The sequence below is a fragment of the Bradyrhizobium sp. UBA2491 genome (genome assembly GCF_002341725.1).
Classification (GTDB): domain Bacteria; phylum Pseudomonadota; class Alphaproteobacteria; order Rhizobiales; family Xanthobacteraceae; genus Bradyrhizobium.
In genome coordinates this window covers 12592-31584 of sequence record NZ_DDOP01000079.1, presented here as the reverse complement: position 1 = coordinate 31584, position 18993 = coordinate 12592, and the positions used below count along the sequence as shown (strand labels likewise).

Genomic DNA, 18993 nt, shown 5'->3' with positions numbered 1-18993 from the left:
ATGACCGCGTGGCGGTCAGCGGCGCTGGTTGTAGACGTCGATGCAGACGGCGCCGAGCAGCACGAGGCCCTTGATCACCTGCTGGTAATCGATGCCGATGCCGAGGATCGACATGCCGTTGTTCATCACGCCCATGATCATGGCGCCGACCACCGCGCCGCCGACCCGGCCGACGCCGCCATAGGCCGACGCGCCGCCGATGAAGCAGGCGGCGATGACGTCGAGCTCGAAGCCGAGACCGGCTTTCGGGGTCGCGGTGTTGAGCCGGGCCGCAAACACCAGCCCGGCCAGCGCGGCCAGCACGCCCATGTTGACGAAGGTGAAGAAGGTCAGCCGCTCGGTCTTGACGCCGGAGAGCTTCGCGGCCTTGGCATTGCCGCCCACCGCATAGATCTGCCGGCCGATCACCGTGCGCCGCGTGACGAAGCCATACAGCGCGATCAGCACGGTCATGATGACCAGCACGTTCGGCAGGCCGCGATGCGAGGCGATCAGATAGGTGAAGTAGAGCACCGCGCCCGCCAGCGCGATGCTCTTGGCGACGAAGAACGCGTAGGGCTCGACCTCGATGCCGTGCGACTGCTCGCGCGCGCGCCCCCTGGCGCTCGCCAGCACCAGCGCGAATGCCAGCACGATGCCGATCGCAAGCGAGGTCGGATAGAGCGTGCCGGCGCTCGGAAACAGCTCGGGGATGAAGCCCGAGGAGAGTTTCTGGAAGGTCGGCGGAAACGGCCCGACCGACCGGCCTTGCAGCACCGCGAGCGCAAGGCCCTTGAACACCAGCATGCCCGCCAGGGTCACGATGAAGGACGGAATCTTGAAATAGGCCACCCAGTAGCCCTGTGCCGCGCCGATCGCGGCACCGACCAGCAGACAGGCGATGAACGCGATCGGGTAGCTGACGTGGTACGTCACCATCAGCACCGCCGCGACCGCGCCGACGAAACCGGCGACCGAGCCGACCGACAGGTCGATATGCCCGGTCACGATCACCAGCAGCATGCCGAGCGCCATGATCACGATGTAGCTGTTCTGCAGCACGAGATTGGTGAGGTTGACCGGCTGCAACAGCGTGCCGTCGGTCACGATCTCGAAGAACAGCATGATCGCCAGCAGCGACAGCAGCATGCCATAGTTGCGCAGATTGTTCTTGATGAAGCCGGAATGCTTGGGCGCCTCGGGAAGTGACACCGTCTTGTCGGTCATTGCGCTCCTCCTGCCACCCGCACGGCACCATCATGGGCGACGCTTCCTGAGATCCGGACATTGCGCATGATGGCGCGCATGATCTTCTCCTGCGTGGCCTCGTCCTTGCCGAACTCGCCGACGAAAGCGCCGTCATTCATCACGCAGATCCGGTCGCAGATGCCGAGCAGTTCCGGCATTTCCGACGAGATCACCACGACGCCCTTGCCGGCCTCCGCGAGCTCGTTGATGATGCAGTAGATCTCGTATTTCGCCCCGACGTCGATGCCGCGGGTCGGCTCGTCCAGCAACAGCACCTGCGGATCGGTCATCAGCCATTTCGACAGCACCACCTTCTGCTGGTTACCGCCCGAGAGCTGCCCGGTCTCCTGATAGACGTCGGAGCAGCGGATCCGCATCCGGTTGCGGTAATCGCTCGCGGCCTTCAGCTCGACGACATCGTCGATCACGCCGCGCTCCGACACCTGGCGGAGGCTCGCCAGCGTCACGTTCTTGCGGACGTCGTCGGCGAGCACCAGCCCGAGCTGCTTGCGATCCTCGGTGACATAGGCAAGGCCGGCATGGATCGCGGCCGGCACGTTCGGAAGATGCGTCTCGCGGCCGTCGAGGCTGATCCTGCCGGTGATGTTGTAGCCCCAGGCGCGGCCGAACAGGCTCATGGCAAACTCGGTGCGGCCGGCGCCCATCAGGCCGGCGATGCCGACCACCTCGCCGCGCCGCACCGTGAAGTCGACGTTCTTGATCACCTGCCGGGCGGTGTGCAGCGGATGATACACCGACCAGTTCTCGACCGTCATCACGGGATCGCCGATCGCAACGTTGCGCTCCGGGAAGCGATGCGCGAGGTCGCGGTTGACCATGCTGCGGATGATCCGGTCCTCGTCGACCTGCTCGGTCCGGCAATCGATGCTGTCGACGGTGCGGCCGTCACGCAGCACGGTGATGCGGTCGGCGACGCGCGCGACCTCGTTCAGCTTGTGCGAGATCAGGATCGAGGCGATGCCCTGCTCGCGGAACGCCAGCAGCCGGTCCAGCAATGCGGCGCTGTCGGCCTCGTTGAGGCTCGCGGTCGGCTCGTCCAGGATCAGAAGGCGCACCCGCTTCGACAGCGCCTTGGCGATCTCGACCAGCTGCTGCTTGCCGACGCCGAGGTCGGTGACCAACGTATCAGGCGATTCCCGCAGGCCGACTTGCGCCAGTAGCTCGGCGGTCCGCCGGTACACGGCGTTGCGATCCACCACCCCGAACCGCGACGGCGCGCGCGAGAGAAAGATGTTCTCGGCGATCGACATCAGCGGGATCAGCGCCAGCTCCTGGTGGATGATGATGATCCCCAGCTCTTCGGAATCGTTGATGTCGCCGAACCGGCGCTCCTCGCCGTCGAACAGGATCGACCCGTCATAGCTGCCGGCGGGATAGACCCCGCTCAGCACCTTCATCAGGGTCGACTTGCCGGCACCGTTCTCGCCGACCAGCGCATGGATCTGGCCGGCTTCGACGGTGAAACCGACGTCGCGCAACGCCTGCACGCCGGCAAAGCTCTTGCTGACGCCGCGCATCTCCAGCATTGCCGTCATCGGATCATGTCCCGCAATGTCAGTCGGCCTCGGCGCGGCGCTTCCCGCTCGCCCGCCCTAGTCGAATTGCGAGCGCTTATAGTAGCCGCTGTCAATCAGGACTTTCTCCCAATTGGTGTTGTCCACCACGACCGGCTTGAGCAGATAGGAGGGAACCACCTTGACCCCGTTGTTGTAGGTCTTGGTGTCGTTGACGGTGACCTCCTTCTTGCTCAGCACGGCGTCGACCATGTCGGCCGTGACCTTGGCGAGATTGCGGGTGTCCTTGAAGATGGTCGAGTATTGCTCGCCGCGCAGCATCGCCTTGATCGAGGGCACCTCGGCATCCTGGCCGCTGATATACGGCATCGGCTGGTCCTTGCTGCCGTAGCCGACGCCCTTCAGCGAGGAGATGATGCCGATCGACAGGCCGTCATAGGGCGACAGCACGGCATCGACGCGCTTCTTGCCGTAGAACGCGCTCAACAGATTGTCCATGCGCGCCTGCGCGGTGGCGCCGTCCCAGCGCAGGGTCGCAACCTTGTCCATACCCATCTGGCCGCTGGCGACCACCAGCTTGCCGCTGTCGATGTAGGGCTTCAGCACCGACATCGCGCCATCGTAGAAGAAATAGGCGTTGTTGTCGTCGGGCGAGCCGCCGAACAGTTCGATGTTGAACGGCCCCTTGCCGTCCTTCAGCCCGAGGGCATTCACGAGCGAGCTCGCCTGAAGCACGCCGACCTGGAAATTGTCGAACGTCGCGTAATAATCGACATTCGGCGTGTCGCGGATCAGACGGTCGTAGGCGATGACCGTGATGCCTTGCGCCTTGGCCTGTTTCAGCGCGTCGGACAGCGTGGTGCCGTCGATCGCCGCGATGACCAACACCTTGGCGCCCTTAGTCACCATGTTCTCGACCTGGGAGAGCTGGTTCGGAATGTCATCGTCGGCATATTGCAGGTCGGTGCCGTAACCGCGCTCCTTCAGCACCTTGACCATGTTGTTGCCGTCGTCGATCCAGCGCGCCGAGGATTTGGTCGGCATCGCGATGCCGATGGTCGGCTTGCTCTGGGCGGACGCGTCCGACGCGGCCCCGCCGAGACATGCCAACGCCAGCGCAAACACCGAGACTTTCAGTTTGAACATGCGTCTCTCCCTTGGCCTTTTTGAGTTGAAATACCGTCGCCAGCATCAATCGATGGCGATCATTCGTTGGCTGGTCGCAGATCTCCAGCGATGCCCGATCGGCACCGGGCCGTCACGAACCGAAATCGCGGAATGTCGATTGAACCCGTCAACAGCGCCATGCTCACTCCGCGCGATCACCTCTGTCGATCCCGCCGTGCCCGGTCACCCGCCGGTCATGCCGTGGGACGAACGAGGCGTAGACCTGGAGGATCACGAGGCGCTGTCTCCCGGAATTCTTGCAAGCACCAACGTCCCCCATAACTTCCGGTAGCTTGGTCCTGCATCTGGCAATCTTGGGTGGATGGTGCCCCTACCTTACCATGGATGCAAGCACGATTTATTCAATCAACCGAATAAATTGATCCAGGGCACTGAGGATCATGAGGCGCCATCTCCCGGAATTGTTGCTGTTTATCACCTACCGCCAGAGCGTATGGCGGATCGGCACTGCTTCCGGCCAAGGTTGCCCCTACTATGGGATGGATGCAAGCGCGATTTATTTAAGTATCTGAATAAATTGATCGGAGCGAGTTGCCCGGCTGCGTCCCCTATTCGTCGATCTCGGAGAGATCATCGACCACCAGCAGCGCCCCGGTGAAATCATCATCGCCGAAATACGCGCTTCGGGTGATGATCGCGGGAATCCCGGCGCGCGCAGCGGCGGCGAGGCCGTTGCCGGAATCCTCGACGGCGATGCAGTCCGCCGGCGCAAGCGCGAGCCTGGCCAGCACCTCGACGTAAACGTCGGGCGCGGGTTTCTTGCGCGGAACATCGTCGCCGGCGACGATCGTCTCGAACAGATCGGCCCAGCCCAGCCCGAGCGCGACCGAAAGCAGCGCGTCGATGTTGCCGTGCGAGGTCGTGGTCGCGATCGCCAGCCGCTGGCCACGCCGGCGCGCGTTGCCAACAAGCGCACGCACGCCCGGCCGCAACGGGCAGCCGCCGGCCGCGATCAGCGCGGCATAGCGCGCGGTCTTGATGCGGTGCAGTCCGGCGATCTCGGCGAAGCTCAGCGACGGAACCGGATTGCGCTGATCGAAGGCGCGGATGCGCTCCTTGCCGCCGGCCACCCGAAGCAGCCGCGCGTAAGTGACCTGATCCCAGAACCAGTCGAGGCCGGCCTCGGCGAACGCCGCGTTGAAGGCGCGGCGGTGCACCTCCTCGGTTTCGGCGAGCGTGCCGTCGACGTCGAAGATCAGCGCGCGGGCGCCTGCGATCGTCTCGCGCGCCGCCCTGGTGCGGATCGCCGCGAGCGCCTCGTTCATCGCCCCTCGCCCGCCGCGCCGGTCCCCTTGCCGAACACCCGGCTGGCCAGCACGTCGCCGGCCTCGATCGACATCACGTCGTCGGCCGTCAGCGTGCGATCGAGCTTGGCCACGATCCGGTTGGCCTGGCGCAACCGGATACGGTCGAGCGCGTTGCGGATCGAGCGCGCATTGGAAAACAGCGGCTGTTGCTTGCGGATGGCAATGTATCGGGCGAAGGCCTCGCGCGCTTCCGGGGACAGACGATAATTCTGCTGCTGCAACATCAGCTCGGCGATCCAGAGCAGCTCTCCATCGGAATAGTCCGGGAAGTCGATGTGATGCGCGATGCGCGATCGGAACCCCGGATTGCTCTGGAAGAATTTCTCCATCCGGTCGCCATAGCCGGCCAGGATCACCACCAGATCCTCGCGCTGCGCTTCCATGATCTGCAACAGGATCTCGATCGCCTCCTGGCCGTAGTCGCGCTCGTTCTCGGGGCGATAGAGGTAATAGGCTTCGTCGATGAAAAGCACGCCGCCCATCGCCTTCTTCAGGATCTCCTTGGTCTTCGGCGCGGTGTGGCCGATATATTGCCCGACGAGATCGTCGCGCGTCACGCTGATGACGTGGCCGCGGCGCACGAAGCCGAGCTTGTGCAGGATGCCGGCCATCTTGAGCGCAACGGTGGTCTTGCCGGTACCGGGATTGCCGGTGAACGACATGTGCAAGGTTGGAAACGTGGTCGCCAGCGCCATCTTCTGCCTGATGCGTTCGACCAGCAGCAGCGAGGCGATCTCACGAATGCGGGTCTTCACGGGCTTGAGGCCGATCAGTTCGGAATCGAGCTGGTCGAGCACCTCGCCGATTCCGAGATCGGCGAATTCGAGCCTGAGGTCGATGGTCTCGGGTGGCGTCTCGCTGATCTGCTCGTCGACAAGTTCGCTGGTCTGTTCTTGGACTTGTTCCTGCGCTTGCGTCATTATCCTCTCGCTTTCAGAAAAGCTCCGTCGCCGCTGCGGCGACGACGGAGAAGTGCATCCGGACCAGGCGGTCGAGGGAGCAATTCGCCTGGCTTGCCAACCGGACGCGGTCACTGATCTGCGTAGCGTTCGCCCTCGGGGCGATCCAGCGCGTAAGCCCTGGTCGTATAACTAACGCTCCGGCCGCCGACCTCTTGCCGCTCGAGCCGGAAGCCGGGCTCATTCTTCGGCCGGTTGACGATGAAGGAGATGCGCACGGATTCCCAGCCATGGGAAGAATCGAACCCGCTCATGCGGATGTAGCGCTCGCCATAGACACGGCGGCAATCGGCGAGTTCCTTCATGATGCCGGCGGCATCGCGCAGGTCGAACATCGGCAGACCCCACATGTCCCAATAGGTGTTGCGGGGATGTGGGTCGTCGGTGAACTCGATGTTCACCGCCCAGCCCTTGTCGAGGCAGTATTGCACCTGCGCTGCGATCTGCTCATCGGTGAGATCGGGCAGGAAAGAAAAGCAGCCTTGGGTCACTCTCATGTCGGTTCTCCTTTCGCTGCGTCACGTTGCCGGGGTCGCGGTCGGGGCAAAGTCCGGCGAGTCAGTCGACTCGTAGTTGAAGCTCACGTCCTTCCAGACCTCGAGCGCGTCGCGCAGCGGCGTGCAGGTCTGGGCGGCCTTGGCGAGGATCTCCGGACCTTCGTGGACGTAGTCGCGGCCCTCGTTGCGGGCGAGAATCATGGCTTCGAGCGCAACGCGGTTGGCGGTGGCGCCGGCCTGGATACCCTTCGGATGACCGATGGTCCCGCCGCCGAACTGCAGCACGACGTCCTCGCCGAGATGATCGAGCAATTGGTGCATCTGGCCGGCGTGGATGCCGCCCGAGGCGACCGGCATCATCTTGTTGAGGCTTGCCCAAGGCTGATCGAAGAACACGCCATGCTCGAGCGTCATCGGGTTGAAGTCCTCGCGGCAGATGTCGTAGTAGCCACGCGTCGTCGCCGGGTCTCCTTCAAGCTTGCCGACGACGGTGCCGGCATGGATGTGATCGACACCGGCGAGCCGCATCCATTTGGCGATCACGCGAAACGAGACTCCGTGCAAACGCTGACGCGTGTAGGTCGAGTGGCCGGCGCGATGCAGATGCAGGATCATGTCGTTGCGGCGCGCCCATTTCGCCATCGACTGGATCGCCGTGTAGCCGATCACGAGGTCGATCATGATGATGACGGAGCCGAGCTGCTTGGCGAAATCGGCGCGCTCGTACATGTCTTCCATGGTGGCCGCGGTCACGTTGAGGTAGGTGCCCTTGACCTCGCCGGTAGCCGCCTGTGCGCGATTGACGCCTTCCATGCAATACAGGAAGCGGTCGCGCCAATGCATGAAGGGCTGCGAATTGATGTTCTCGTCGTCCTTGCAGAAGTCGAGCCCACCCTTCAACGCCTCGTAGACGACGCGGCCGTAATTGCGGCCGGACAGGCCGAGCTTCGGCTTCACGGTGGCGCCGAGCAACGGCCGACCGAACTTGTCGAGCCGCTCGCGCTCCACCACGATCCCTGTCGCCGGGCCCTGGAAGGTCTTCACATAGGCGGTCGGCAGCCGCATGTCCTCGAGCCGCAACGCCTTCAGCGGCTTGAAGCCGAACACATTGCCGATGATCGACGCGGTCAGGTTCGCGATCGAGCCCGGCTCGAACAGATCGAGGTCATAGGCGATATAGGCGAAATAACTGCCTGGCGAGTTCGGCACCGGATCGACGCGATAGCATTTTGCGCGGTACTTCTCCGCGGCGGTCAGCCGGTCGGTCCACACCACGGTCCAGGTCGCGGTCGAGGACTCGCCCGCCACCGCGGCGCAGGCCTCGGTCGGATCGACGCCGTCCTGCGGCGTGACGCGGAACAGCGCGATGACGTCGGTGTCCTTGGGCTCGTAATTCGGCTCCCAATAGCCCATCCGCTTGTATTCCATCACGCCGGACTTGTAGCGATCCTTGCCGCGCACGGTGATCGACTGCTGCATGTTCATCTCAATCTCCTGTCTTTTGCTGGCCAATTGCTCAGGCGGCCTGGGTGATCTTTCCGATCTGCGGATCGAGCGCGCCGGCGCGATAGCGCCGGGCCATCTCCGGCAGCGCAACGACCTTGATCCGCGCTGCATTGCCGGCCGTGCCGAATTGCTCGAAGCGGTCGCGGCAAAGTTCGCGCAGCGCATCCATCGCGGGCTTGAGGAATTTGCGCGGGTCGAACTCGCTCTTCGACTGCGTGGCGACCTTGCGGAAGGCCGCGGCCATCGCCAGCCGGCAATCGGTGTCGATGTTGACCTTGCGCACACCATGCTTGATGCCGCGGACGATCTCCTCGACCGGAACGCCCCAGGTCTGCGGCATCTCGCCGCCGAACGCATTGAACGTGTCCTGCAACGGCTGCGGCACCGAGGACGAGCCGTGCATCACCAGATGGGTGTTCGGCAGGCGGGCGTGGATCGCCTCGACCACCCGCATCGCCAGGATTTCACCGTCCGGCTTGCGCGTGAACTTGTAGGCGCCATGCGAGGTGCCCATCGCGATCGCGAGCGCGTCGACCTTGGTGGCGCGCACGAAGTCGACCGCCTGGTCGGGATCGGTGAGAAGCTGATCGTGGCCGATCGTGCCTTCGACCCCATGACCATCCTCCTGCTCGCCGCCGCCGTGCTCCAGCGAGCCGAGCACGCCGAGCTCGCCTTCGACCGAGGCGCCGACCCAGTGCGCCATCTCGACGACCCGGCGGGTGATGTCGACATTGTAGTCATAGTCGGCCGCGGTCTTGGCATCGGCCTTCAGCGAGCCATCCATCATGACCGAGGTGAAGCCGTAGCGGATCGCGGTGGCGCAGGTCGCCTCCTCGTTGCCGTGATCGAGGTGCAGGCAGAGCGGGATCTGCGGATACATCTCCTCCAGCGCATCGATCATCTTCGCCAGCATGATGTCGTTGGCGTAGGAGCGCGCGCCGCGCGAGGCCTGGATGATGACCGGCGCATCGCAGGCCGCCGCCGCCTCCATGATGGCGAGGCCCTGCTCCATGTTGTTGATGTTGAAGGCCGGCACGCCGTAGCCGCGTTCGGCGGCATGGTCCAGCAATTGCCTCAGTGTGATCCGCGCCATCGTGGCGTCCTCCCTTCAATTCGCTCGTTGAATGAGCTGTTTCGCTGCGGCAGCGACCGCCGCGGGCGTGATGCCGAACTCGCGGTACAGCACGTCGGCCGGCGCCGAAGCGCCGAAGCCGGTCATGCCCACGAAAGCGCCGTCGTCACCGAGCCAGCGCGTCCAGTCGCCTTCGACGGCAGCTTCCACGCCGACGCGCGGCGCACTGCCCAGCACCTCTGCGCGATAGTCGCTCGGCTGCTGGCGGAACAGGTCGAAGCACGGGGCCGAGACGACCGCGGCCTGCACTCCTCCTTCCGCCAGCAGCTTTGCGGCTTCGAGCGCGATCGCCACCTCCGAACCCGTTGCAATCAGGGTGACGTCACGCCCGAAGGCCGGCTCGACCAGAACGTAGGCGCCGAGCGCGACCTGGTTGTCCTTGCTGCCGTCGCGAACCGTCGGCAGCGCCTGCCGCGACAGGCAGAGGATCGACGGCGAGCTCTCCGCCCTCAGCGCGCAGTCCCAGGCTTCCGCGGTCTCGACCGCGTCGGCCGGACGGAACACCAGCAGGTTCGGGATCGCCCGCAGCGCCGCCAGATGCTCGACCGGCTGGTGCGTCGGCCCGTCCTCGCCAAGCCCGATCGAGTCATGGGTCATCACATGGATGACCCGGATGCCCATCAGTGCCGCGAGACGGATCGCCGGCCGGCTGTAGTCGGCGAAGCTGAGGAAGGTGCCGCCATAAGGAATGAAGCCGCCATGCAGCGCGATGCCGTTCATCGCCGCCGCCATGCCGTGCTCGCGGATGCCGTAGTGGATGTAGCTGCCGTCGAGCGTGTCCGGCCGCACCGGAACCTGCGACTTCGCCAGCGTGAGATTGGAATGCGTGAGGTCGGCGGAGCCGCCGAGCAGGTTCGGCAAGGCGTCCGCGATCACGTCGATGACCTGCTGCGAGGCCTGGCGGGTGGCGAGCTTCGGCTTCTCGCTTGCAAAGCGCTGCACGAGCTTCGTCATCGCCTCGACATAGGCGCAGGGCAGTCTCCGGTTCAGCGCATCATGGAACGGAGACCGCTCGCCCTTGCAGGCGGCACGCGACCGCTCGATCCAGGCGCGCCGCGCATCGCGGCCACGGCCGCCGAGCTCGCGCCATTCGGCCAGCACGGCATCGGGAATCTCGAAGGCCGGATACGGCCAGTGCAGCGCGCTGCGGGTCTTCGCCACCTCGTCGGTGCCGAGCGGCGCGCCATGCACCTTCTCACTGCCCTGCCGGTTCGGCGCGCCGAACCCGATCACGGTGCGGCAGGCGATCAGCGACGGACGATCGCTCGACCGCGCCTGCCGGATCGCAGCAGTGATCGCCTGCGGATCGTGGCCGTCGATGCGGCACACGTTCCAGCCGCTGGCCTGGAATCGTGCAACCTGGTCGTCCGAGCAGGACAGCGAGGTGGCGCCGTCGATCGAGATGTGATTGTCATCGAACAGCACGATCAGGCGGTTGAGCCGCAAATGGCCGGCGAGCGAGATCGCCTCATGGCTGAGGCCCTCCATCAGGCAACCATCGCCGGCGATCACATAGGTGTAATGGTCGACGAGGTCGTCGCCGAAGCGCGCGTTCATCAATCGCTCGGCGAGCGCCATGCCGACCGCGGTCGCGATGCCCTGCCCCAGCGGACCGGTCGTGGTCTCCACGCCGGGCGTATGACCATGCTCCGGATGACCCGGGGTCTGCGATCCCCATTGCCGGAACGCCTTGAGCTGATCGAGCGTCATGCTCTCGTAGCCGGTCAGGTAGAGCAGCGCATAGAGCAGCATCGAGCCGTGCCCTGCCGACAGCACGAAGCGGTCGCGGTCGGGCCAGGCCGGATCGGCCGGATCGAATTTCAGGAAGTCGGTGAACAGCACGGTCGCGACATCGGCCATGCCCATCGGCATGCCGGGATGGCCGGACTTCGCCCGCTCCACCGCGTCGATGGCGAGGAAGCGGATCGCGTTGGCCATCTCGTCGTGGCTGACGTCGGGGCGGCGGGCAACGGACGCAAGCGCGGTCATATCGTTCGCCTCTTTCGTTCGATCAGTTGCAGGATCAGCGGGGTCAGGATGAGCTGCATCGCGAGGTCGAGCTTGGCGCCGTGAACCACGATCGAATTGGCGCGCGACATGAAGCTGTTCGGGATCATCGAGAGCAGATACGGAAAATCGATGCCGCGCGGGTTCTTCAGCCGGATCACGACCATCGATTCATCGGGGGTGGGGATCCAGCGCGCGATGAACGGGTTCGAGGTGTCGACCGTCGGCACGCGCTGGAAGTTGATGTCGGTTTCGGTGAATTGCGGGCAGATGTAGTTCACGTAGTCCGGCATGCGACGCAGGATGGTGTCGGTCACCGCCTCGGTGGAGTAGCCGCGGTGGCTGCGATCGCGATGCAGTTTCTGGATCCATTCGAGGTTGATCACCGGCACGACCCCGATCTTGAGGTCGGCGTGCTGCGCCACGTTCACCTTGTCGGTGACCACGGCGCCATGCAGGCCTTCATAGAACAGCAGGTCGGAATTCTCCGGCAGTGCTTCCCATGCGGTGAAGGTGCCTGGCTTGGCGCCGTAGAGCCGTGCCTCCTCGTCATCGTGCACATAGTGCCGCGTCGTTCCGGTGCCGGTCTCGGCATAGTCGCTGAACAGCTTCTCCAGCTCCTCGAACAGATTGGTCTCGGGGCTGAAATGGCTGAAGTGCTTGTTGCCGCGCTCGGCCCGCTCCGCCATCAGGCTGCGCATCTCGGCGCGGTCGTAGCGGTGGAACGCGTCGCCCTCGATATAGGCCGCGACCACGTTCTCACGGCGGAAGATGTTCTCGAACGTCTTCTTCACCGAGGTGGTGCCGGCGCCGGACGAGCCGGTGATCGAGATGATGGGATGCCTGCGAGACATACGATCCTCCGTCAGCGGAACAGGCCGCGCCGCGCGAACAGCGGGGCATCGCTGCTCTCGAACAACGGCTCGACGGTCAGGTGGATCGCATCGACGTCGCGCACGGCGCGCGCCGATCCCATGATGAGCGGCACCCGCTGATGCGGCGTCCGCGCCGACAATTCGAGGATCCGCGAGCGGCCACTCGACGCGGCGCCGCCGGCCCATTCCATGATCAGCGCGATCGGGTGGGCTTCGTACAGCAGACGCAACCGGCCCTCGCGGTATCCCTTGCGCGCATCGGCCGGATACAGGAACACGCCGCCGCGCATCAGGATGCGGTAGGCTTCCGCCACCAGCGAGCCGATCCAGCGCATGTTGTAGTCCTGGCCGAGTTCGCCGTTGACCCCGGCAAGGCAGTCGTCGATGTAGTTGCGCACCGGGCCGCTCCAGTGCCGCCGGTTCGAGGCATTGATGGCGAACTCCGACGCGCCCTGCGGCACCCGCAGGTCCCGCGCGGTCAGGACGAACTCGCCGGTTCGCGGGTCGAGCGTGAAGCAGTCGACATGTTGATCGAGCGCCAGCACCAGCACCGTTTGCGGACCGTAGATGAAGCAGCCGGCGGCGCATTGCGCCGTGCCGGGCTCGAAGAAGGTCGAGATGACGTCGTGGCCCTTCGGCCGGATCGAGAAAATGGTGCCGACCGAGATGTTGTTCGCGAGGTTCGCCGAGCCATCGAGCGGATCGATCGCGACGCAGAGCGGCGCGTCGCAATCGATCGTCTCCGGCAATTCGATCTCCTCCGACAGGACGCCAGCGACCGGCACGGTACGCAACGCATCGCGCATCAGGCGGTCGGCGACGATATCGATGGAGGTCTGGCGATCGCCGTCGGGGTTGATACCGCCGCCCTCGCCGCGGATGCCGGCGAGCGGCCCGGCCGCGATGATGCGCGAGAGTTCGATCGCGGCACCGGCCAGCGCTTCGATGACTTTGACGGTCGCGGCGCGCAACGGGTTTTGCCGCGCCGGCCACTCCAGATGGGCATGCAATGCAGGACTGGTCTCCACCGGCCTCTCCCTATGATCGCGCCCTCTGTCCCGAGGCTTCGAGAGGCGACCTCATGGAGTCGCCTTCGCCGTATCAACGCGCGAATTGCCCAATTAGGGAAATTTCATTATCTTTGGTCCGGGCAAAGTTTTTCTTATGGAATTCGGCATGGCCGGCAACTTCTCGCGCGACTTGACGATCCGCCAGCTGCGCGCACTGTCCACCGTGCATGAGGCGGGCTCGATCACGTCGGCGGCGAACCGCCTCAACCTGACGCAGCCGGCGGTGACGCTGCAACTCCGCAACCTGCAAGCGCTTGCGGGATTGCCGCTGATCCAGCGCACCGGCGACGGCATGGCGGTGACGGATGCCGGCGCGCATGTGCTGACGCTGGTCGAGCGGATCGAGGCGGCGCTCAAGGACTGCGAGCAATCGCTCGACATGATCGCCGGCCGCAGCGGCGGACGCGTGGCGATGGGCGCGGTCTCGACCGCGAAATACTTCGTGCCGTTCGCGATCGCGGCGTTCTCGCGCCGCTTTCCCAAGATCGAAGTGACGCTGCGGATCGGCAACCGCGAGGAGATCCGCGACGCGCTGCGCGGTTATGATCTCGACATCGCCGTCATGGGCCGGCCGCCCGCCGATGTCGAGGTCGAGATGAAGCCGCTCGGCCGGCATCCGCATTTCATCATCGCCGCACCCGATCACCGGCTGGCACGACGGCGGCACGTCGCCGCACCGGAGCTCGCCAATGAAACCTTCATCACCCGCGAGCAAGGTTCAGGCACGCGGATGCTGATGCAGCAATATTTCGAGCGGGTCGGACTGGAGCCGAAGCTCGGCATGGCGATGGACAGCAACGAGACCATCAAGCAGGCGGTCATGGCCGGTCTCGGCATCGCTTTCATCTCCCAGCACACGGTTTTTCACGAGCTGGAGGACGGCCGGCTGGTGGTGCTCAAGGTCAAGGGCCTGCCGATCGTCCGGCAGTGGCACGCAATCAGGCGCACCGACAAGATCCTGCTGCCGCCCGCGCAGGCCATGCTGGATTTCCTCGGCAAGGAGGGCTGGCGCTATCTGCCCAATTCGCGCTAGAGCCGCGGCGCCGGCACGATCGAAAAGACCAAGCCGGTGCCGTATGTTAGGCATTGAAGTTCCGCCAAACGCGTGCCACATCTTGATCGCGGTCACCTAGTGGACCGTATCCCTGCGAGGGAGGATGAACTGCAGAACCAGTCCCCGCCGATGCCTGACTTCAAGGCGTTATTCGAGGCGGTGCCCGGCCTCTATCTGGTGCTGACCCAGCCTGAGTTCCGCATTGTGGCCGTGAGCGACGCCTATCTGCGCGCCACCAGGACCGAGCGCGCCGCAATCCTCGGCCGTGGGCTGTTCGAAGTCTTTCCCGACAATCCGGCTGATCCAGCCGCCGACGGGGTGCGCAATCTGCGCTCCTCGCTGGAGCGCGTGGTCCAGTTCCGCCGCCCCGACACCATGTCTGTGCAGAAATATGACATCCGCAAGCCCGAGTCGGAGGGCGGCGGCTTCGAGGAACGCTACTGGAGCCCGCGCAACACGCCGGTGTTCGGGCCGAGCGGACAATTCACCTACATCATCCATCGGGTCGAAGACGTCACCAGCTTCATCCAGCTGAAGCAGCGCGGCGCCGAGCAGGACAAGCTGACCGACCGGCTGCGCGAGCGCACCGAGCAGATGGAAGCGGAAATCTTCATGCGCGCCCGCGAGGTCGAGGAGGCCCGCGAGCAGCTTGAAACCGAGCAGAAGCTGCGCCAGGTGCAGAAGATGGAGGCCGTCGGCCACCTCACCGGCGGCATCGCGCACGACTTCAACAACATCCTGACCGTGATCACCGGCCTGATCGACATCCTCGCCGAGGCCGTCGAGCACGATGCCGCGCTGTCGTCGGTGACGAAGATGATCAGCGATGCAGCGTTTCGCGGCGCCGAGGTGACCAAGCATTTGCTGGCGTTCTCGCGGCAGCAGCCGTTGCAACCGCGGGAAGCCAATCTCAACACGCTGGTGCAGGACACAGCCAGGCTGCTGCGCCCCTCGCTCGGCGAGCAGATCGAGATCGACACCGCGCTCGAGCCAGATGCCTGGCCGGCCTTCATCGATCCCAACCACATGGCGACCGCATTGCTCAATCTGGCGGTCAATGCCCGCGATGCGATGCCCGATGGCGGCAAGCTGATGCTGGAGACCAGCAACGTCATTCTCGACGAGGTCTATGCCGCCGCCAACCCCGACGTGCGCGCGGGCGAGTATGTGATGGTCGCGGTCAGCGACACCGGCGGCGGAATCCCCGCAGGGATCCGCGACAAGGTGTTCGAACCGTTCTTCACCACCAAGGACACCGGCAAGGGCACCGGCCTCGGGCTGAGCATGGTCTACGGCTTCATCAAGCAATCCGACGGCCACCTCAAGATCTACTCCGAAGAGGGCCACGGCACGTCGATCAAGCTCTATCTGCCGCGCAGCATGGGCGACATGGTCGACGTCGAGCCGCCGCCTCCGGTCGACACGCGCGGCGGCCATGAATCCATCCTGGTGGTCGAGGACGATCCACTGGTCCGCAATTACGTCAGCGCTCAGCTCGAGCAGCTCGGCTACCGCACCATGGTCACGGCCAACGGGCCGGAAGCATTGGCCGCGGTCGACAACGGCTTCGTCTGCGACGTGCTGTTCACCGACGTGATCATGTCCGGCGGCATGAACGGCCGGCAGGTGGCCGATGCCGTGGTCGCAAAGCTGCCCTCGGTGCGGGTGCTGTTCACCTCGGGCTATACCGAGGATGCGATCATCCACCACGGCCGTCTCGATCCCGACGTGACGCTGCTGCCGAAGCCTTACCGCAAGGCCGATCTCGCGCGGATGATCCGCCAGGTGCTGACGCAGCCTCCGGCGTCGGCGGTGGCGGCCAAGTAGCGCGGCAGCATCAGCGGTCGAAGCTGGATCGGCTCTGATCGGCCGGCACCGCGCATCCGGACAGGAAAAGCGTCGCACAGGCCTTGGCCCGGGCCTCGACCTGCGCCCGCGACAACGGCGGCCGGTGGCCGTACATCACGTCGCGTTGCGGCTGGAAGACGAGCATCCCGAGCAGCATGCCCGCGGCGGCCTGCGCGTCATCGACGGCGATCCGTCCTCGCCCCTGCTGCACGCCCAGCCACGCCGCCAGCGCGCCAAGCGTCCGCTGCATCGCCTTCTCGTAGAACATCTCGGCGATATCGGGGAATTTGTCGCTGTCGGCCAGGATGATGCGCTGAAGCGCGATGACCTCGACATCGAGGATGAGTTCGGCACAGGCCAGCAGCGCCCGCTCCAGTGCGGTTGCGATATCGCGACCGTCGCACGCGCCGAGATTCACCGCGGAGATGAAGCGGTCCATCCGGTCCGTCACCGTGCCCTCGAACAGCGCCAGCTTGGTCGGCACCAGCCGGTACAGCGTCTTGGTGGAGACGCCGGCGCGGCAGGCGACGTCGGCGATGCTGGCCGCAGCGAAGCCGCGCGCCGAGAACTCGCGCCGCGCAGCATCATAGATCAGCGCGCGGGTCTCCTCGTCGGAGCGCAGTTGCGGCCGGCCGCGGCCGCGCCGCTCCGGCACCGCCAGAGCCTGCTCAGTCTGATCTTTGTCATTCCGGTTCATCGCCGAGCCATGCTTTTGGATGATGCCTGTCATTCTATTGACACTCCCAATATGGGCTCTATTTTGGAAAACATCAAGTTTCCTAATTATCCCGGGTCGCCGAGATCAGAATTCCCACGGTTTGCCAGAGGGATAGAGAGCTCCAGGAGCGACTGCCATGAGCCAACATGAGACCGCCTTCAAGGCCGAGAGCCAGGTTCCGGCCGAGACCGCCAAGCAATTGATCGGCAGCGCGGAGGCCCCGGCGCCGACCGCTGCGAAAGGCAAGCTGCGCCGCCTGCTGCTGGCTGGCGCGGCCCTCGCCGTCCTCGCGGGCGGCGGCTGGTACGGCTGGGATTACTGGACGGTCGGCCGCTTTCAGGTCTCGACCGACGACGCCTATGTGAAGGCCGACAACACGACGATCGCGCCAAAGGTCTCCGGCTATCTCAGCGCGGTCTTGGTCGGCGACAACGAGCACGTGCGCGCCGGCCAGATCTTGGCACGGATCGACGATCGCGATTTCAAGGTGGCGCTGGACCAGACCAAGGCCGACGTCGCGGCCGCGGAAGCCGCGATCACCAGCAAGCGCGCCCAGCTCGACGTGCAGCATTCGGTGATCGAAGCCGCTCGCGCGACGCTCGCCGTCGACAGCGCGACGCAGACCTTCGCCGAGCAGGAGAACAAGCGCTACACCGACCTCGCCGGCACCGGCTTCGGCAGCGTGCAGAACGCGCAGCAGGCGCAGTCGCGTTACGCCAGCGCGCAGGCCGCCGTGGCCCGCGACACCGCGAACCTCGCCTCCGCGCTCCGCCAGGTCGAGCTGCTCAAGGCCGACATCGCCCAGGCTGTCGCGGCGCAGGGACGCGCCACCGCGCTCCAGCATCAGGCTGAGCTGAACCTCGGCTACACCACCATCAGTGCGCCGATCGACGGCGTGGTCGGCAACCGCACCCTGCGCACCGGCCAGTTCGTCCAGGCCGGCACGCAGTTGATGTCGCTGGTGCCAGCCACCGGCGCCTATGTGATCGCGAACTACAAGGAGACGCAGCTCACCAATGTCCGCAAGGGCCAGCCGGTCGAGATCGAGGTCGACATGTTCCCGGGCCAGGTCGTGCGCGGCCATGTCGACAGCCTGGCGCCCGCCAGCGGCCAGGAGTTCGCGCTGCTGCCGCCGGATAACGCCACCGGCAACTTCACCAAGGTGGTGCAGCGCATCCCCGTCAAGATCGCGCTCGACGCGACGCCTGTCGAGTTGCGGCCCGGCATGTCCGTGATCCCGACCATCGCAACTGCGTCACAACCTGCCGAGGCGCCGCGCTCCGGCACCTCTCCCAAGCTCGCTGTCGCCTCCTTCAAATAGGTGATGCCATGTCCGACCTCGCGCTCTCCTCCCCGGCTGCCGCGCCCCGCGCGGCAGCGACCGCGGTCGATCCCAACCGCGCCAGCATGGCGGTGTGGATTTCCATCGTCGCGGCGATGATCGGCGCCTTCATGGCGATCCTCAACATCCAGATCACCAACGCCTCGCTGCTCAACATCGAAGGCGGCATCGGCACCGGGGTCGACAACGGCTCCTGGATCTCGACGTCCTATCTGATCGGCGAGATCGTGGTGATCCCGCTGACCGACTATCTCAGCCGCGTCTTCTCCTTCCGCAAGATCATCCTCAGCTTCGCGACGCTGTTCGCGGCCTTCTCGGTCGCCTGTGCCTTCACCCACGACCTGCCCTCGATGATCGCGATGCGCGGCTTGCAGGGTTTCTTCGGCGGCGTGCTGATCCCGATGGCTTTCACGCTTGTTTTCACCAAGCTGCCGAAAGTGCAGCAGCCGATCGGGCTAGCCATGTTCGCGCTCGCCGTGACCTTTGCCCCGGCGATCGGCCCGACCATCGGCGGCTACCTGACCGAGAATTACGGCTGGCAGACCATCTTCTTCGTCAACGTGGTCCCGACCGTGGTGATGGTCACGACCCTCTATCTCACGCTGGAGCGGCAACCGATGCAGTTGCAGTTGCTCCGCGAGGGCGACTGGCTCGGCATCGCCACGATGGCGATCGGTCTGGCGTCGCTGCAAGCCGTACTCGAGGAAGGCAACAAGGACGACTGGTTC

At 65.1% G+C, this 18993-nt stretch carries 17 protein-coding genes; 5 read left to right on the top strand and 12 right to left on the bottom strand.

All coding sequences use genetic code 11. The features are described 5' to 3' along the window. Positions 1-15: 15 nt before the first annotated feature. From mmsB to chvE, 3 genes are read right to left on the bottom strand one after another with little or no spacing between them, the layout of a single operon-like run. The gene (mmsB, locus tag B2W55_RS26855; RefSeq protein ID WP_024579690.1) at positions 16-1206 is read right to left on the bottom strand and encodes a multiple monosaccharide ABC transporter permease; all 1191 of its coding nucleotides are present in this window, start codon (positions 1204-1206) and stop codon (positions 16-18) included. Beyond that, positions 1203-2783 carry a multiple monosaccharide ABC transporter ATP-binding protein gene (gene mmsA, locus B2W55_RS26850; protein WP_024579689.1) on the bottom strand — a complete coding sequence of 527 codons (1581 nt, stop codon included), beginning with the start codon at positions 2781-2783 and terminating at the stop codon, positions 1203-1205. The genes mmsB and mmsA overlap by 4 nt, the downstream gene beginning before the upstream one ends. A gap of 57 nt (positions 2784-2840) precedes the next feature. Then, positions 2841-3908: a multiple monosaccharide ABC transporter substrate-binding protein gene (gene chvE, locus B2W55_RS26845; protein WP_024579688.1), complete on the bottom strand. Its 1068-nt coding sequence runs from the start codon at positions 3906-3908 to the stop codon at positions 2841-2843. Here chvE and B2W55_RS26840 point away from each other — a divergent pair. Next, on the top strand, positions 3901-4221 hold the full coding sequence (locus tag B2W55_RS26840; RefSeq protein ID WP_145987181.1) for a hypothetical protein: 321 nt from the start codon (positions 3901-3903) through the stop codon (positions 4219-4221). The genes chvE and B2W55_RS26840 overlap by 8 nt on opposite strands. Positions 4222-4498: 277 nt before the next feature. Here the strand turns inward: B2W55_RS26840 and B2W55_RS26835 are convergent, their stop codons facing one another. From B2W55_RS26835 to B2W55_RS26800, 8 genes are all read right to left on the bottom strand, one after another. Then, positions 4499-5215, bottom strand: coding sequence for an HAD-IA family hydrolase (locus B2W55_RS26835; RefSeq protein WP_024579687.1), 717 nt, complete (start codon positions 5213-5215; stop codon positions 4499-4501). Then, positions 5212-6177 (bottom strand): CbbX protein, encoded by a 966-nt coding sequence (cbbX, locus tag B2W55_RS26830; RefSeq protein WP_024579686.1) that lies wholly within the window; start codon positions 6175-6177, stop codon positions 5212-5214. The genes B2W55_RS26835 and cbbX overlap by 4 nt, the downstream gene beginning before the upstream one ends. A 110-nt stretch (positions 6178-6287) precedes the next feature. Then, complete coding sequence (locus B2W55_RS26825; protein WP_024579685.1) at positions 6288-6713, bottom strand: ribulose bisphosphate carboxylase small subunit; 426 nt, start codon at positions 6711-6713, stop codon at positions 6288-6290. A 21-nt stretch (positions 6714-6734) separates the two neighbouring features. Then, positions 6735-8192 carry a form I ribulose bisphosphate carboxylase large subunit gene (locus B2W55_RS26820; protein WP_035635343.1) on the bottom strand — a complete coding sequence of 486 codons (1458 nt, stop codon included), beginning with the start codon at positions 8190-8192 and terminating at the stop codon, positions 6735-6737. Between the two features lie 37 nt (positions 8193-8229). Further along, complete coding sequence (gene fba, locus B2W55_RS26815; protein ID WP_024579683.1) at positions 8230-9312, bottom strand: class II fructose-bisphosphate aldolase; 1083 nt, start codon at positions 9310-9312, stop codon at positions 8230-8232. A gap of 15 nt (positions 9313-9327) precedes the next feature. Then, on the bottom strand, positions 9328-11340 hold the full coding sequence (gene tkt, locus B2W55_RS26810) for a transketolase (protein WP_024579682.1): 2013 nt from the start codon (positions 11338-11340) through the stop codon (positions 9328-9330). Beyond that, positions 11337-12212, bottom strand: a complete 876-nt coding sequence (locus tag B2W55_RS26805; RefSeq protein ID WP_024579681.1) for a phosphoribulokinase — start codon at positions 12210-12212, stop codon at positions 11337-11339. The genes tkt and B2W55_RS26805 overlap by 4 nt, the downstream gene beginning before the upstream one ends. A gap of 11 nt (positions 12213-12223) precedes the next feature. Next, entirely contained in the window at positions 12224-13261 is a 1038-nt protein-coding gene (locus B2W55_RS26800) for a class 1 fructose-bisphosphatase (protein ID WP_035635280.1), read from the bottom strand. A 148-nt stretch (positions 13262-13409) separates the two neighbouring features. On the opposite strand from B2W55_RS26800, the gene B2W55_RS26795 reads away from it, so the two are divergent. Beyond that, positions 13410-14336, top strand: a complete 927-nt coding sequence (locus tag B2W55_RS26795; RefSeq protein WP_024579679.1) for a LysR family transcriptional regulator — start codon at positions 13410-13412, stop codon at positions 14334-14336. A gap of 150 nt (positions 14337-14486) precedes the next feature. Further along, positions 14487-16184, top strand: coding sequence for an ATP-binding protein (locus tag B2W55_RS26790; protein ID WP_145987182.1), 1698 nt, complete (start codon positions 14487-14489; stop codon positions 16182-16184). A gap of 10 nt (positions 16185-16194) precedes the next feature. On the opposite strand, the gene B2W55_RS26785 is transcribed toward B2W55_RS26790, so the two are convergent. Next, positions 16195-16935, bottom strand: a complete 741-nt coding sequence (locus B2W55_RS26785) for a TetR/AcrR family transcriptional regulator (RefSeq protein WP_343206170.1) — start codon at positions 16933-16935, stop codon at positions 16195-16197. Positions 16936-17059: 124 nt separating this feature from the next. Here B2W55_RS26785 and B2W55_RS26780 point away from each other — a divergent pair, with 124 nt between their 5' ends. After that, on the top strand, positions 17060-18244 hold the full coding sequence (locus B2W55_RS26780) for an HlyD family secretion protein (protein ID WP_024579676.1): 1185 nt from the start codon (positions 17060-17062) through the stop codon (positions 18242-18244). Positions 18245-18330: 86 nt separating this feature from the next. Beyond that, on the top strand, positions 18331-18993 hold a 663-nt coding region (locus B2W55_RS26775), incomplete at its 3' end, for an MFS transporter (RefSeq protein ID WP_291532390.1).

What these genes read in the sequence shown, in the direction of transcription:
- chvE (WP_024579688.1), bottom strand. Translation starts at nt 3,908, where the DNA reads ATGTTCAAACTGAAAGTCTCGGTGTTTGCGCTGGCGTTGGCATGTCTC.
- B2W55_RS26825 (WP_024579685.1), bottom strand. Translation starts at nt 6,713, where the DNA reads ATGAGAGTGACCCAAGGCTGCTTTTCTTTCCTGCCCGATCTCACCGAT.
- fba (WP_024579683.1), bottom strand. Translation starts at nt 9,312, where the DNA reads ATGGCGCGGATCACACTGAGGCAATTGCTGGACCATGCCGCCGAACGC.
- B2W55_RS26795 (WP_024579679.1), top strand. Translation starts at nt 13,410, where the DNA reads ATGGCCGGCAACTTCTCGCGCGACTTGACGATCCGCCAGCTGCGCGCA.
- B2W55_RS26780 (WP_024579676.1), top strand. Translation starts at nt 17,060, where the DNA reads ATGAGCCAACATGAGACCGCCTTCAAGGCCGAGAGCCAGGTTCCGGCC.
- B2W55_RS26790 (WP_145987182.1), top strand. Translation starts at nt 14,487, where the DNA reads ATGCCTGACTTCAAGGCGTTATTCGAGGCGGTGCCCGGCCTCTATCTG.
- mmsB (WP_024579690.1), bottom strand. Translation starts at nt 1,206, where the DNA reads ATGACCGACAAGACGGTGTCACTTCCCGAGGCGCCCAAGCATTCCGGC.
- mmsA (WP_024579689.1), bottom strand. Translation starts at nt 2,783, where the DNA reads ATGACGGCAATGCTGGAGATGCGCGGCGTCAGCAAGAGCTTTGCCGGC.
- B2W55_RS26785 (WP_343206170.1), bottom strand. Translation starts at nt 16,935, where the DNA reads ATGACAGGCATCATCCAAAAGCATGGCTCGGCGATGAACCGGAATGAC.
- tkt (WP_024579682.1), bottom strand. Translation starts at nt 11,340, where the DNA reads ATGACCGCGCTTGCGTCCGTTGCCCGCCGCCCCGACGTCAGCCACGAC.
- B2W55_RS26835 (WP_024579687.1), bottom strand. Translation starts at nt 5,215, where the DNA reads ATGAACGAGGCGCTCGCGGCGATCCGCACCAGGGCGGCGCGCGAGACG.
- B2W55_RS26805 (WP_024579681.1), bottom strand. Translation starts at nt 12,212, where the DNA reads ATGTCTCGCAGGCATCCCATCATCTCGATCACCGGCTCGTCCGGCGCC.
- cbbX (WP_024579686.1), bottom strand. Translation starts at nt 6,177, where the DNA reads ATGACGCAAGCGCAGGAACAAGTCCAAGAACAGACCAGCGAACTTGTC.
- B2W55_RS26820 (WP_035635343.1), bottom strand. Translation starts at nt 8,192, where the DNA reads ATGCAGCAGTCGATCACCGTGCGCGGCAAGGATCGCTACAAGTCCGGC.